Below are 12,284 nucleotides of genomic sequence, written 5' to 3'. Positions count from 1 at the left end.
AGACCGCGACCGCCGACGCGTTCACCACGATGGCCGGCAGGTAGGGGACGTCGGATGCGTGCCGTCCCAGATCGATCAGGACGGCGCACTGTTCGCCTCAGCCCGGCGGGGGCGGCAGAGGCTTGACCGGGCAGGTGCTCGCGTGGCGCCACGGGACGGTGGGAGGGTTTCGGGACTTCTCAGCCCGTACCGAAAAGGGCTTGATGTTCTGGGGAAGCCGGTCAGGGCAGGAACAGGGGCATCGCGGCGGTGAGCTGGGCGCGCCAGTGGGGGAGCGGGTCGACGCCCGTTCCGGACCAGCGGCCGTGGGACAGGACGCTGTAGGCGGGGCGGCGGGCCGGGCGCGGGAAGCGGTCGCTCGTGGTGGGGCGGATGCGCCGGGGGTCGAGGCCGGCCTCTTCGAAGACGGCGCGGGCCAGACCGAACCAGGTGGTGGAGCCGGCGGCGGTGCCGTGGTACGCGCCGGGGGCGGCATCGCCGGAGGCGGCGGCTCGGGCCAGGGCGACCAGTTGCCGGGCCAGGGCGTAGGACCAGGTGGGTGGACCTTGCTGGTCGTCGACCACGTCGAGGGTGTCGCGGGTGGCGGCGAGGGTGAGCATGGTCCGGACGAAGTTGGGGCCGTGGGCGCCGTAGAGCCAGGCGGTACGGACGACGTAACCGCCGGATTCGAGGACCGCCCGTTCGCCGGCCGCCTTGCCGCGGCCGTAGGCGCTGAGCGGGGCGTGCGGGGTGTCCTCGGGGATCGGCGTGGTCGCGGAGCCGTCGAAGACGTAGTCGGTGGAGACGTGGATCAGGCGTTTGCCGGCCGTGTACGCGAGCAGCCGCACGGCGTGCCCGTTGATCGCGGTGGCGCTCTGTTCGTCGGTCTCGGCACCGTCGACGTCGGTCCAGGCCGCGGCGTTGAGGACGATGTCGGCGCCGGCCACCGCGTCGCGGACCTCGACCGGGTCGGTGATGTCCAGGTCGGCGCGGGTGGCGGCGACCACCGCGGTCTCACCGGACTCGGCCAGGACGGTCCGCAGGTCACGGCCGAGCATGCCGCCGGCGCCGGTGATCAGCCAGCGCGCGCTGGTGGCGGGGCCGGGCATCAGAGGCCGGCCCGGGACTTCAGCGGCTCCCACCAGGCGCGGTTGTCGCGGTACCAGGCGACCGTGGCGGCGAGGCCCTGGTCGAGGGTGACCTGCGGGTGGTAGCCCAGCTCCTCGCTGATCTTGGTGATGTCCAGCGAGTAGCGGCGGTCGTGGCCCTTGCGGTCGGCGACCGGGCGGACCATGTCCCATCCGGCGCCGCACGCCTCCAGCAGGCGGCCGGTGAGTTCGCGGTTGGACAGCTCGGTGCCGCCGCCGATGTGGTAGATCTCGCCGGCCCGGCCCTTCTCCAGGACGAGCTGGATGCCGCGGCAGTGGTCGGCGACGTGCAGCCAGTCGCGGACGTTGCCGCCGTCGCCGTAGAGCGGGACCGGTTCGCCGTCCAGCAGGTTGGTGACGAAGAGCGGGATGACCTTCTCCGGGAACTGGTGCGGCCCGTAGTTGTTGGAGCAGCGGGTGACCACCACGTCCATGCCGTGGGTGCGGTGCGCAGCGAGGGCGAGCAGGTCGGAGCCGGCCTTGGAGGCGGCGTAGGGCGAGTTCGGCGCGAGCGGCCACGTCTCGGTCCAGGAGCCTTCGGCGATCGAGCCGTACACCTCGTCGGTGGAGACGTGCACGAAGCGGCCGATCCCGGCGGCGCGGGCCTCGTCGAGGAGGATCTGCGTGCCGAGCACGTTGGTGGTCACGAACGGCAGCGCGCCCGAAATCGAACGGTCCACGTGGGATTCGGCGGCGAAATGAACGACCGCGTCGTGCCCGGGAAGCAGTTCCCGCAGAAGACCTGAATCGGAAATGTCACCCTGCACGAAACGCAGTCGGGAATCCGACAGTGGCAGGTTGTCACGATTTCCGGAATAGGACAACAGATCCAGAACGGTCACCGACGCGCCGCCCATCCCTGCATACTCGTCCTGCAAGAGGGCCCTGACGTAGGCCGATCCGATGAAGCCGGCACCACCGGTCACGAAAATATGCACGAGTGGCGAGTGTAGACGGTCGGCGGACCCTGATTAGGGTCGCCCGGTGCGCGGAATTCTTCTCGCCGGGGGGACCGGCTCACGGCTCTGGCCGATCACCATGGCCATGTCCAAACAGCTGATGCCCATCTTCGACAAGCCGATGATCTACTACCCGCTGACCACTCTGGTGTCGGCCGGGATCCGCGAGATCCTGGTGATCACCACCCCTGAGGACCAACCGCACTTCCTCCGCCTGCTCGGTGACGGCAGCCGGTTCGGGCTGGACCTGAGCTACGCCGTGCAGCCGCGGCCGGACGGGATCGCCGAGGCGTTCCGGATCGGCGCCGGCTTCATCGGTGACCAGCCGGTCGCGCTGATCCTCGGTGACAACATCTTCCACGGGCTGGGCGGCTTCACCGAGCCGTCGGGCGGGCGGGTGTACGCCTACCCGGTGGCCGACCCGGAGCGCTACGGCGTCGTGGAGTTCGACGACGACGGCCGGGTGCTGTCGATCGAGGAGAAGCCCGAGAAGCCCAAGTCGACGTACGTGGTGCCCGGCCTGTATTTCTACGACGCCGACGTGGTGGAGGTCGCCGCCCGGCTGGTGCCGAGCGACCGCGGCGAGCTGGAGATCACCGCGGTGAACGAGGAGTACCTGCGGCAGGGCCGGCTCGACGTGACGGTGCTGGACCGCGGCACGGTGTGGCTGGACACCGGCACGTTCCAGTCGATGGTGCAGGCGTCGGAGTACGTACGGGTGATCGAGGAGCGACAGGGTTTGAAGATCGGCTGTGTCGAGGAGGTGGCCTGGCGGGCCGGCTTCATCTCCGATGATCAGTTGCGTGAGCTGGCCGAACCGCTGCTGAAGAGCGGGTACGGGCAGTACCTCGTACGCCTGCTGGACGGGGGGCGCAGGTGAAGATCCGCCCGCTGGGAATCGAGGGCGCCTTCGAGGTGACCCCGGCGCAGCACGGTGACGACCGGGGCCGGTTCCTGGAGTGGTACCGGTTCGACGCGCTGGCCGAGGCGGTCGGGCACCCGCTGGATCTGGCGCAGGCGAACCTGTCGACGTCGGTGCGCGGTGTGGTCCGGGGCATCCATTTCGCCGACGTGCCCCCGGGCCAGGCGAAGTACGTGACGTGTGTGGCCGGCGCGGTCCTCGACGTGATCGTGGACATCCGTGTCGGATCGCCGACGTTCGGTTCCTGGGAAGCGGTCCGGCTGGACGACGAGGACCGGCGTGCCGTCTATCTGGCCGAGGGGCTGGGGCACGGGTTCTGCGCGCTGACCGAGGGGGCGACGGTGGCGTACCTGTGTTCGTCCACCTACCGCCCGGGGCACGAGCACGGGATTCATCCACTTGATCCTGAACTCGGGATTGCCTGGCCGGTGGGGGAGCCCGTACTGTCCGCCAAGGACGCCGCCGCGCCGAGTCTGTGGGAGGCCGGCGCGAAAGATCTGCTTCCGCGTTACGAAACATGTAACAGCTTTGTCGAATCATTGCGTCAGATTGGCGACAGTCGATAATTCGAAAGCCGGTAAGTCCGAGTTGGACGGTTCCGACACATCGGTTCCCGGCATCCTCCGAATCGCCAGTTCCATCGAACGGAAAGCTGTAGCGCGGACCCGGGCACATTGAGAGTCTGTCTCATGTGTCCTGTGGGTTTCGTCCGCGGGAAGGTTCCGGTGCGTCCGAGCGCCCGGATTAGTGGATCATGAGTCCAACGCAGTGTGGGGGCAAGGCGTGCAGACAATTGAATCCGTGGAGACCGTCGACCTAGCGGCCACGGCTTCGCAGCTCAAGGCCCGCTCCAAAGCCAGTGCGGCCCGCACCGGGTGGCAGAGCCGGTATGCCTGGACCCTTTATCTCATCGACTTCGCGGTCGGCCTCAGCGCCGCCTCCTGGGCGCTGTTGCTGCGCTTCGGGGCCTCCGGCGCCGAACCCCGGCAGCGCGATTACCTACTGTTGACGCTGCTATTACCGATCGCTTGGGTGGCCTGTCTTGCGATCAACCGAGCGTATGAACCACGTCACCTCTTCGTAGGCACCGAGGAGTACGCCCGGGTATTCCGCGCCGGATTGGCCCTGACCGCCGGGTTGGCCATTGTCTCTTTCGCGTTCGATCTGCGTTTGGCTCGCGGCTATGTGCTCATCGCCATGCCGCTCGCCATCCTGGTCGACCTCGGCGCCCGCTACGTCTTCCGGCAGCGCCTGCACCGGGCCTGGGCCCACGGCCGGCGGCTGAACCGGGTGGTGCTGGTCGGCCACGAGCGTGCCGTCATCGACATGACCCGGCGGCTGAGCCGCGAGCGTTACCACGGCCTCGGCGTGATCGGCGCGTGCCTGCCGCCCGGCCCGGCCCGCAGCACCGCCACCCCGGGACTGCCCCCGCTGTACGGGACGTTCGACGATGTCGCCACCGCGGTCGCCCGGTCCGACGCCGACACCGTCATCGTGCTCTCCTGCCCGGAGATCGACGGTCCCGCGCTGCGCCGCCTCGCCTGGCAGCTGGAACGCGACGACGTCGACCTGATCGTGGCCAGCACCCTGGTCGACGTGGCCGGTGACCGCACCACCATCCGCCCGGTCGACGGCCTGCCGATGCTGCACGTCGAGCACCCGCGGCTCAAGGGCAGCGCCCGCGTGGCCAAGGAGGTCTCCGACCGGGTCGGCGCCTTGGCGCTGCTGATCCTCGCCTCGCCGGTGCTCGCGGTGGTCGCCGCCCTGGTCCGGTTCCTGCCCGGCGGCCGCGGCCCGGCCGTCTTCAAACAGGAGCGGGTCGGCAAGGACGGCCGGCTGTTCACCCTCTACAAGTTCCGCACCATGCAGGTCGACGCCGAGGCGAAACTGTTCGAGCTGGGCGACCTCAACGACACCGACGGCGCGCTGTTCAAGATGCGGTCCGACCCACGGATCACCCCGATCGGCCGCTGGCTGCGCCGGTTCTCCATCGACGAGCTTCCCCAGCTGGTCAACGTGGTGAAGGGCGACATGTCACTGGTCGGCCCGCGCCCGCCGCTGCCCAGGGAGGTCGCCGACTACCCGGCCGACATGCGGCGCCGGCTCGTGGTGAAACCCGGCCTCACCGGCCTGTGGCAGGTCTCCGGACGGTCCGACCTGTCCTGGGAGGAGTCGATCCGGCTCGACCTCACCTACGTGGAGAACTGGTCGCTCGCCATGGACCTGGCCATCCTCTTCCGGACGGTCAGCGCGGTGGTGCGCAGCTCGGGGGCGTACTGATGAGGCTGACCGTCATCGGCACCGGCTACCTCGGCGCCACGCACGCCATCTGCATGGCCGTCATGGGCTACGAGGTCCTCGGCGTCGACGTCGACACCGCCAAGATCGAGAAGCTGGCGTCCGGGCAGGTGCCGTTCTTCGAACCCGGCCTGCCCGAACTGCTCACCAAGGCCCTGGAGTCCGGGCGGCTCCGGTTCACCACCTCGTTCGCCGAGGCCGGCGACTTCGGCGACGTGCATTTCATCTGCGTGGGCACGCCCCAGCGGGCGGATTCCGAGGCCGCCGATCTGACGTACGTGGACGCGGCCGTCACCTCGCTCGCCCCGCACCTGCGCCGGCGCACCCTGGTGGCCGGCAAGTCCACCGTCCCGGTCGGCACCGCGGCCCGCCTCGCCGGGCTGCTGCGTGAGCTCGCCCCGGCCGGCGACGGCGCGGAGCTGGCGTGGAACCCGGAATTCCTGCGGGAGGGCTTCGCCGTCGACGACACGATGAGACCCGACCGGCTCGTCTTCGGCGTCACCTCGGCGTGGGCCGAGCAGCGCCTGCGCGACGCCTTCGAGCCGGTGCTCGCCCAGGGCGTACCGGTGAAGGTGACCGATCTGCAGACCGCCGAACTGGTGAAGGTGGCGGCCAACTCGTTCCTGGCCACCAAGATCTCCTACATCAACGCGATGGCCGAGATCTGTGAGGCCACCGGCGCCGACGTGCACGACCTGGCCGAGGCACTGGCCTACGACGACCGGATCGGCGGCCGGTTCCTGCGGCCCGGGCTCGGGTTCGGCGGCGGCTGCCTGCCCAAGGACATCCGGGCGTTCGCCCACCGGGCCGAGGAGCTGGGCGTCGGCCAGGCGGTCGGGTTCCTGCGCGAGATCGACGGCATCAACCGGCGGCGCCGCGCCCGTACCGTCGACCTGGTCGTGGAGATCTGCGGCGGTGACGTCGCCGGCAAGCGGGTCGCCGCGCTCGGCGCCGCGTTCAAGCCCAACTCCGACGACATCCGCGACGCGCCCGCCCTCGACGTGGCCGAGCGGCTGCGCGCGGCCGGCGCCACGGTGGTCGTCTACGACCCCGCCGCGATGGAGAGCGCCCGGCGTGCCCACCCCCGCCTGGAGTACGCGACCAGCGCCCTGGACGCGGCCCGCGACGCCGACGTGGTGGTGCTGCTGACCGAGTGGAACGAGTTCCGCGAGATCGAGCCGTCCGCCATGGCCACCGTGGTCCACCAGCTCAAGATCGTCGATGGCCGGCACGCGCTCGATCCGGTCGGCTGGCGGGCCGCCGGCTGGGAGTACCGCGCGCTCGGCCGGCCCACCGTTCAAGGAGCATGAGAACAGTGAAGATTTCCGTGGTCCGCCCGGACGAGCTGGGCCCCGGTGAGCTGGCGGCCTGGCGGCAGTTCCAGAAGGACCGGCCCGCTCTGCAGAACCCCTTCCTCGCGCCGGAGTTCACCCTCGCCGTCGCCCGGCACCGGCCCACCGCCCGGGTCGCCGTGTGCGAGGACGCCGACGGCATCGCCGGATTCTTTCCGTACGAGGTGCGCGGCCGGATGATCGGGGTGCCCATCGGCGCCGGGATCACCGACTGCCAGGGCCTCGTGCACCGTGACGGGTTCACCTGGGACGCGGCCGCACTGCTCAAGGCCTGCCGCCTGCCGGTGTGGGAGTTCGACCACCTGATGGCCGGACAGGAGCCGTTCGCGCCGTTCCACACCGAGCGGGCCGGCTCGCCGCTGATCAGCCTGGCCGACGGCTACCAGGCGTACGTCGCCGACCGCAACCGGACCGGCGACGTCGTCAAACAGACCCTGCGCAAGCAGCGCAAGATGGCCCGCGAGGTCGGCGCCGAACGCTTCGAGTGGGACGACCGCGACCCGGCCGCACTGGCCGCGCTGCGGGAGTGGAAAGGCGCCCAGTACCGGCGCACCCAGCAGTACGACCGGTTCACCACCGGTTGGATCGAGGGCGTGCTGGAGGAACTGCTGGCGTCGGGCTCCGACGACTGCCGCGCGGTCGTCTCCACCGTCTGGGCCGGGGACCGCCCGGTCGCCGCCCACCTCGGTCTGCGCAGCCAGTCGGTGCTCGCCTACTGGTTCCCGTCGTACGACGTGGACCTCTCGCGCTACTCGGCCGGCATCCTGCTGTGCTTGCGGATGGCCGAGGCCGGAGCCGCCGACGGCATCCGGCACATCGACCTCGGTAAGTCGGAGGCGCTCTACAAGACCCGCCTGGCGAACGGCGAGACCCCGGTCGCGGCGGGCCGGGTCGGCAGGTCCTGGACGGTCGCCACCGCCCGGCGCACCCAGTCGGCGGTGTCCCGCACGATCAAGCAGGGTGCGCTCGGCGAGAAACTGAAGAGCGGCCGCACCGGCAGGGTGCTCCGCGGACTGAAGGCGAGGCTGGCCGCGCGATGACGATTCTTGTCGCCGTCGTCACGTACAACAGCGAGCGGCTGATCGCCGACCTGATCGCCGGGCTGAAGGTCGGCCTCGCCGGCCTGAGGTGGCATCTCACGGTCGCCGACAACGACTCCAGGGACGGCAGCGTCGCCGCGGTCCGGCGGCTCGCGCCGGATGCGACAGTGGTCGAGATGGGCCGCAACGCCGGCTACGCGGCCGGGATCAACGCGGCGGTCGCCGCCTCCCCGGCACACGAGGCGATCCTCGTCCTCAACCCCGACGTGCGCCTCACACCCGGCTGCGTGTCCCGGCTCGCCGAGGCGCTGAAGGAACCCGGGACCGGCATCGCGGTGCCGAACATCGTCGACGGCGACGGGAAGCTGATCTACACGATGCGCCGGGAGCCGAGCGTGCTGCGCACCCTCGGCGACGCCCTGCTGGGCGCGCGCCGGGCCGGCCGGTTCCCGCTGCTCGGCGAGGTCGTCGCCGACGAGCGGTGGTATGCGTCGGAGCGGTTCACCGACTGGGCCGAAGGCTCCACCATGCTGGTCAGCGCCGAGTGCTGGCAGCGGTGCGGGCCGTGGGACGAGTCGTTCTTCCTCTACTCCGAGGAGACCGACTTCGCGTTGCGAGCCCGGGACGCCGGCCTGCGGACCCGCTACGTGCCGGAGGCGAAAGCGACCCACCTGGAAGGCGACTCGCGGGTCTCGCCCGGCCTGTGGGCGCTGCTGACGCTCAACAAGGTGCGGCTGCACCGGCGGCGGCACGGCCGGGCGCGGGCCGGCGCCTTCTGGGCGGCGCTGTTTCTGCGCGAGTCGAGCCGGGCCCTGCTGGGCAAGAAACCGAGCCGGGCCGCCACCCGCGACCTGCTGAGCCCGTCACGCCTGCGCGAGACGCCCGGCCCGGCCAGCGTGACCCGGCACGCCTAGCGTCAACCTCGTCTCGCCTCAGATCACGTGGCGTGCGGGCCGCAGCAGAGTCAGCGCGCGCAGCGCCTCGGCGCGGGAGATCGGCTGGTCGTCCTCGGCCTGGACGGCCAGCGCCATCTCGATCGCCTGACGGATCCACGTGGTCTTGGGGACCTCGGCGGCCTTGGCGGCGGTGGCGACCGCCTCGTCGAGCTCGACCGGCAGCCGTAGCGAACGGACCACCATGACGGCCGAGCCGGTCGGCGGCAGCGCGTCGAGCAGCTCCGCCTCCTGCTGTGGCGTGGGGGCGGGCTCGAAGGTCAGCCCGGCCATGAACGCGGACAGATCCTCGGGTGTGCGGGGCATCTCGGCTTTTCCGCTCATCGTGACTCCTCCCACCGGCTGAACTCGATCAGCTCCCCATCGGCCATGTCCCGGGCTCCGATGATCTTCCAGGTGAAGCCGGTGACGTGGTAGACCGCGACGACGAGTGGACGGCCGGCGTCGGTGCGCCCCCACACGGTCAGCACGGGAACGCCGGTGGCGCTCCTCGCCCGCCTGGGCCAGCGTCGCTTGGCCTCCAGCGTCTGCCACACCTCGTAGGGCTCGATGCCCACGAGCGCGGCCAACGCCCAGTCCTCCCACTCATACGGCACACCCCGAGCGTACTACGCGCGTATTACCGCTTCCGCTTTCCGGCATTTTCCCGGTACGCCTACGTGAACCGCCCGAGGCAGGCGGCGATCCAGCTGCCCGGTCCCGCCATTGCCGCCCCCGCCGGGCTGAGCCAGATCGCCGTCTGCCCCGGACGGTTCGGGCAGGCGTACCGGAAAGGGGCTTGATTCAGCGCCAGCGTTTGACGGTGGTGGCGGCAGCGTTGCGGAGACGGACCGGGAGGCGGCGGGAGCGTTCGACGGCCGCGCGCACCGTGGACGGGGTGTCGTCGCGGTAGACGCTGAAGCGGGGCTGGAGCCAGCTGCCGGGCCGGGCCGGGCGACGGTCGCTGGTGAAGACCGTGGTGTAGCCGAGGCGGCGCAGCGAGGTCAGAGCGCCGCGGTCGTAGCGGCCCAGCGGGCAGGCGGCGCGGGTGACCGGCTGCCCGGTCGCGGCGGCGATCCGGTCGCGGGCCTCGGCCAGTTCCTCATGGGCGGAGGCCGGGTTCATGGCACGCCACGGGTGGTGCCACATGCCGTGGTTGCCGACCGGCATGCCGTTCTTCACCAGGGTGCGCAGATCCGCCTCGCCGAGGCTGCCGTTCTGGTCGAGACGCCCGGCGAGGACGAAGAACTCGGCGGTCAGGCCGCGTTCCAGCAGGGCGGGCAGGGCGATGTCGACGTCGGAGGAGTTGCTGTCGTCGAAACTCAGGTTCACGTGCGGCCACGAGGTGACCTCGTCGAGGATGGCGGTGAACCGGTCCTCGGTGATCCAGTAGTGTTCCTCGCCCGCCTCCAGTTCCCGCCGCGGCTCGCCGATGCCGTGGAACAGGATGTTGACGTGCTCAGGCATGGGCGCCTTCCTGGCGGGTCGAGTCGTCGCGGAGCCAGCCGGTGTCCGGGCGCCGCTTGGCCTGGGCGGCCGCGTAGACGGTGATGGCGACGTAGCAGACCGCGGCCGGGGCCAGCCAGGGGCGGCGCAGCACGACGTCCTTGAGCCAGGAGGAGCGGCCGGGCGCGCGTACCTCCGTCTTGATCTCGCCGTTCGCCGCGGCCGCGCGCATCGCGGCGTTGCCGGCCCGGACCCGGATCAGCCGGCGGACCAGGTCCCGGGTGCGCCGTGGCGTGGCCACCACCGACGGCACCGACTCCACCTGGCGTTTCTCGCTCGCGGTGAACAGTGAGTCGACGAACAGGTCGTCGGCCACCATGTCCGGGAAACGGTCGAAACGGGCCCGCCCGGCCTCGGACAGCACGATCACGCCCCGGCCGAACAGGCCGGTCCGCAGCGCGGGCAGGTGCCGGTGCACGGCGAAGTAGGCGCGGACCGGCAGCGGGCGGCCGGTCAGGTCGAGGTCGCGGCGGGCGGTCGCGGCCAGCGCCGGGGCGGTCGCCGCGGCGGCCAGCGCGCGCAGCCCGTCGGTGCTGAGCATGATGTCGGCGTCCAGGTAGACGCGGGGGAAACCCACGGCGGCCGCGTCGCCCGCGTTGAGGGCGCCGGGTTTGCCGGGGTCCGGCAGATCCAGGACGCGTACGCCCCGCGCCGTCGCCACCCGCACGGTCTCGTCGGTGCAGCCGTTGGCGGCCACGGTCACGTCGAACTCGCCGGGCCTCGCGTCGGCCAGCAGACTGTCCAGGCACTGGCCGATCACCGCGGCCTCGTTGTGCGCGGCGATGACGACGCTCGTCACGAGGCTTCCGTACGGCTGGGCGTGCCGTCCTCGGCCGGTCTGCGCTGGCCGGGGATGCGGACCGGGCCGGTCCCGGCGGGCAGATGCCGGGCGAGCAGCCGGCGCCAGACCGCCACGTACTTCTCCGCCTGATGTTCCCAGGACAGGAAGTCCCGGAACCGTTCGCGGCCGGCCTCGTGCATCCGCGCGCGTTCGGCCGGGTCGTCGAGCAGCGCGCTGATCGCCTGGGCGAACTCGGCGGGCTCGCCGGTCGGCACGTACACCCCGGCGGCGCCGACGGTGGCCCGGGTCTCGATCAGGTCGGCGGCCACCACCGGCACGCCGCGGCCCAGGTATTCGACTGTCTTGGCCATGGTGGAGAGCTGGTTCATCCGGGTCGGCAGGTCGGGCTGGATCGCCACGGTGGCGTCGCGCAGCAGCGCGTCCACCTCCGGGCCGTCGAGCCAGCCGGTGAACTCGACGACGTCGGTGAGCCCGCGGTCGGCGGTCAGCTTGCGCAGCGCGGAGGCGGTCTCGCCGTCACCGGCCAGCACCATCCGCCAGTCGGCGCGGCCGCGCAGCCGGGTCAGCTCCTCGGCCGCCAGGACGGCGCCCTCGACGTTGTCCTGTGGGCCGAAGACGCCCAGGTAGACGACGCGGTGCGGCCCTTCGGCCCGGTCACCGGCGACCGCCCCGGCCTTCTTCGCGATCTCGGCGTGGGCGGGCCCGTTGCGCACCACGGTCACCTTCTCCGGGCGCACCCCACGGCGTACGGCGTTGTCCTTGAACGACTCGTTGGTGGCGAACACCTCGGTGGCGGTCCGCAGTGTGAGCCATTCGAAGGCCACCAGCAGGCGGGACACCAGCGGGTTCGGGTCGCCGCCGCGGGAGACGTACACCTCGGGGGAGAGATCGTGGTGGTCGAACACCCACGGCCGGCGCAGGGCGCGCAGCAGCAGCGCGAGCGGGAAGTAGACGTCCGGTGGGTTGCACACCTGGACGGCCTGGGCGCGGCCCCGGACCAGTTCGCCGACCAACCGGACGGTGATCCACAGGAACGACCAGAGGAACTCGGCGGCGAACGACAGGACGCCGCTGCCGTAGACGATCACCGGGTAGGGCCGCAGCCGGGTGCGCTCGCTGCCCGGCAGGACGGTGAGGCTCTTGTCGCCGCGTGGCGCGATGACCGTGACGTCGAAGCCGGCGGCCTCGAGGCTGAGGCACTCGCGGATGACCCGTCGATCCTTCTCGGCGGGCAGATTCGCCACCAGGATCGTGACACTGGGTCGCCGGTTCTTCAATCCGATCACCCCGTTCGGCGGCACCTAGCTGACGCGAACAACATTCCAGAGAAGTCCTCGCGTAGACAT

Annotated in this window: 13 protein-coding genes; 6 read left to right on the top strand and 7 right to left on the bottom strand. The window is 71.1% G+C overall.

Translation table 11 applies throughout. The features are described 5' to 3' along the window. Nucleotides 1–221: 221 nt before the first annotated feature. Together rfbD and rfbB are read right to left on the bottom strand one after the other, a co-directional pair. The gene (gene rfbD, locus AB0I88_RS24440; RefSeq protein ID WP_361028757.1) at nt 222–1,088 is read right to left on the bottom strand and encodes a dTDP-4-dehydrorhamnose reductase; all 867 of its coding nucleotides are present in this window, start codon (nt 1,086–1,088) and stop codon (nt 222–224) included. Continuing rightward, nucleotides 1,088–2,065, bottom strand: coding sequence for a dTDP-glucose 4,6-dehydratase (rfbB, locus tag AB0I88_RS24435; protein WP_361028754.1), 978 nt, complete (start codon nt 2,063–2,065; stop codon nt 1,088–1,090). The genes rfbD and rfbB overlap by 1 nt, the downstream gene beginning before the upstream one ends. Nucleotides 2,066–2,111: 46 nt before the next feature. Here rfbB and rfbA point away from each other — a divergent pair, with 46 nt between their 5' ends. The 6 genes from rfbA to AB0I88_RS24405 all read left to right on the top strand — a co-directional run bounded on the left by rfbA (nt 2,112) and on the right by AB0I88_RS24405 (nt 8,612). After that, nucleotides 2,112–2,966 (top strand): glucose-1-phosphate thymidylyltransferase RfbA, encoded by an 855-nt coding sequence (rfbA, locus tag AB0I88_RS24430; protein ID WP_361028751.1) that lies wholly within the window; start codon nt 2,112–2,114, stop codon nt 2,964–2,966. Beyond that, nucleotides 2,963–3,574 (top strand): dTDP-4-dehydrorhamnose 3,5-epimerase, encoded by a 612-nt coding sequence (gene rfbC, locus AB0I88_RS24425; RefSeq protein WP_361028748.1) that lies wholly within the window; start codon nt 2,963–2,965, stop codon nt 3,572–3,574. The genes rfbA and rfbC overlap by 4 nt, the downstream gene beginning before the upstream one ends. A 235-nt stretch (nt 3,575–3,809) precedes the next feature. Next, a complete protein-coding gene (locus AB0I88_RS24420) occupies nt 3,810–5,288 on the top strand; it encodes a sugar transferase (protein ID WP_361028745.1) in 1,479 nt (492 codons plus the stop codon). Beyond that, nucleotides 5,288–6,616, top strand: a complete 1,329-nt coding sequence (locus tag AB0I88_RS24415) for a UDP-glucose/GDP-mannose dehydrogenase family protein (RefSeq protein ID WP_361028742.1) — start codon at nt 5,288–5,290, stop codon at nt 6,614–6,616. Before AB0I88_RS24420 ends, AB0I88_RS24415 begins: the two co-directional genes overlap by 1 nt. A 5-nt stretch (nt 6,617–6,621) precedes the next feature. Continuing rightward, on the top strand, nt 6,622–7,698 hold the full coding sequence (locus AB0I88_RS24410; protein ID WP_361028739.1) for a GNAT family N-acetyltransferase: 1,077 nt from the start codon (nt 6,622–6,624) through the stop codon (nt 7,696–7,698). Beyond that, nucleotides 7,695–8,612, top strand: coding sequence for a glycosyltransferase family 2 protein (locus AB0I88_RS24405; protein WP_361028736.1), 918 nt, complete (start codon nt 7,695–7,697; stop codon nt 8,610–8,612). Before AB0I88_RS24410 ends, AB0I88_RS24405 begins: the two co-directional genes overlap by 4 nt. 18 nt (nt 8,613–8,630) lie before the next feature. Here AB0I88_RS24405 and AB0I88_RS24400 read toward each other — a convergent pair whose 3' ends face one another. The 5 genes from AB0I88_RS24400 to AB0I88_RS24380 all read right to left on the bottom strand — a co-directional run bounded on the left by AB0I88_RS24400 (nt 8,631) and on the right by AB0I88_RS24380 (nt 12,215). After that, nucleotides 8,631–8,975 (bottom strand): hypothetical protein, encoded by a 345-nt coding sequence (locus tag AB0I88_RS24400; protein WP_361028733.1) that lies wholly within the window; start codon nt 8,973–8,975, stop codon nt 8,631–8,633. Continuing rightward, entirely contained in the window at nt 8,972–9,247 is a 276-nt protein-coding gene (locus AB0I88_RS24395) for a hypothetical protein (RefSeq protein ID WP_361028731.1), read from the bottom strand. The genes AB0I88_RS24400 and AB0I88_RS24395 overlap by 4 nt, the downstream gene beginning before the upstream one ends. Before the next feature lie 187 nt (nt 9,248–9,434). After that, nucleotides 9,435–10,097, bottom strand: a complete 663-nt coding sequence (locus AB0I88_RS24390) for a polysaccharide deacetylase family protein (protein ID WP_361028729.1) — start codon at nt 10,095–10,097, stop codon at nt 9,435–9,437. Continuing rightward, a complete protein-coding gene (locus tag AB0I88_RS24385; RefSeq protein WP_361028726.1) occupies nt 10,090–10,935 on the bottom strand; it encodes a glycosyltransferase family 2 protein in 846 nt (281 codons plus the stop codon). The genes AB0I88_RS24390 and AB0I88_RS24385 overlap by 8 nt, the downstream gene beginning before the upstream one ends. Then, complete coding sequence (locus tag AB0I88_RS24380; RefSeq protein WP_361028723.1) at nt 10,932–12,215, bottom strand: glycosyltransferase family 4 protein; 1,284 nt, start codon at nt 12,213–12,215, stop codon at nt 10,932–10,934. Before AB0I88_RS24380 ends, AB0I88_RS24385 begins: the two co-directional genes overlap by 4 nt. Between the last annotated feature and the right edge of the window lie 69 nt (nt 12,216–12,284).

Origin of the sequence: Actinoplanes sp. NPDC049802, assembly GCF_040656595.1 — a bacterium.
Classification (GTDB): Bacteria; Actinomycetota; Actinomycetes; order Mycobacteriales; family Micromonosporaceae; genus Actinoplanes.
Note: the sequence above shows the minus strand (reverse complement) of the source record. Positions and strands in the feature narration are given on the sequence as shown.

Coding starts and splice junctions, on each gene's coding strand:
- AB0I88_RS24415 (WP_361028742.1), top strand. CDS start 5,288: ATGAGGCTGACCGTCATCGGCACCGGCTACCTCGGCGCCACGCACGCC.
- rfbD (WP_361028757.1), bottom strand. CDS start 1,088: ATGCCCGGCCCCGCCACCAGCGCGCGCTGGCTGATCACCGGCGCCGGC.
- AB0I88_RS24405 (WP_361028736.1), top strand. CDS start 7,695: ATGACGATTCTTGTCGCCGTCGTCACGTACAACAGCGAGCGGCTGATC.
- AB0I88_RS24390 (WP_361028729.1), bottom strand. CDS start 10,097: ATGCCTGAGCACGTCAACATCCTGTTCCACGGCATCGGCGAGCCGCGG.
- AB0I88_RS24400 (WP_361028733.1), bottom strand. CDS start 8,975: ATGAGCGGAAAAGCCGAGATGCCCCGCACACCCGAGGATCTGTCCGCG.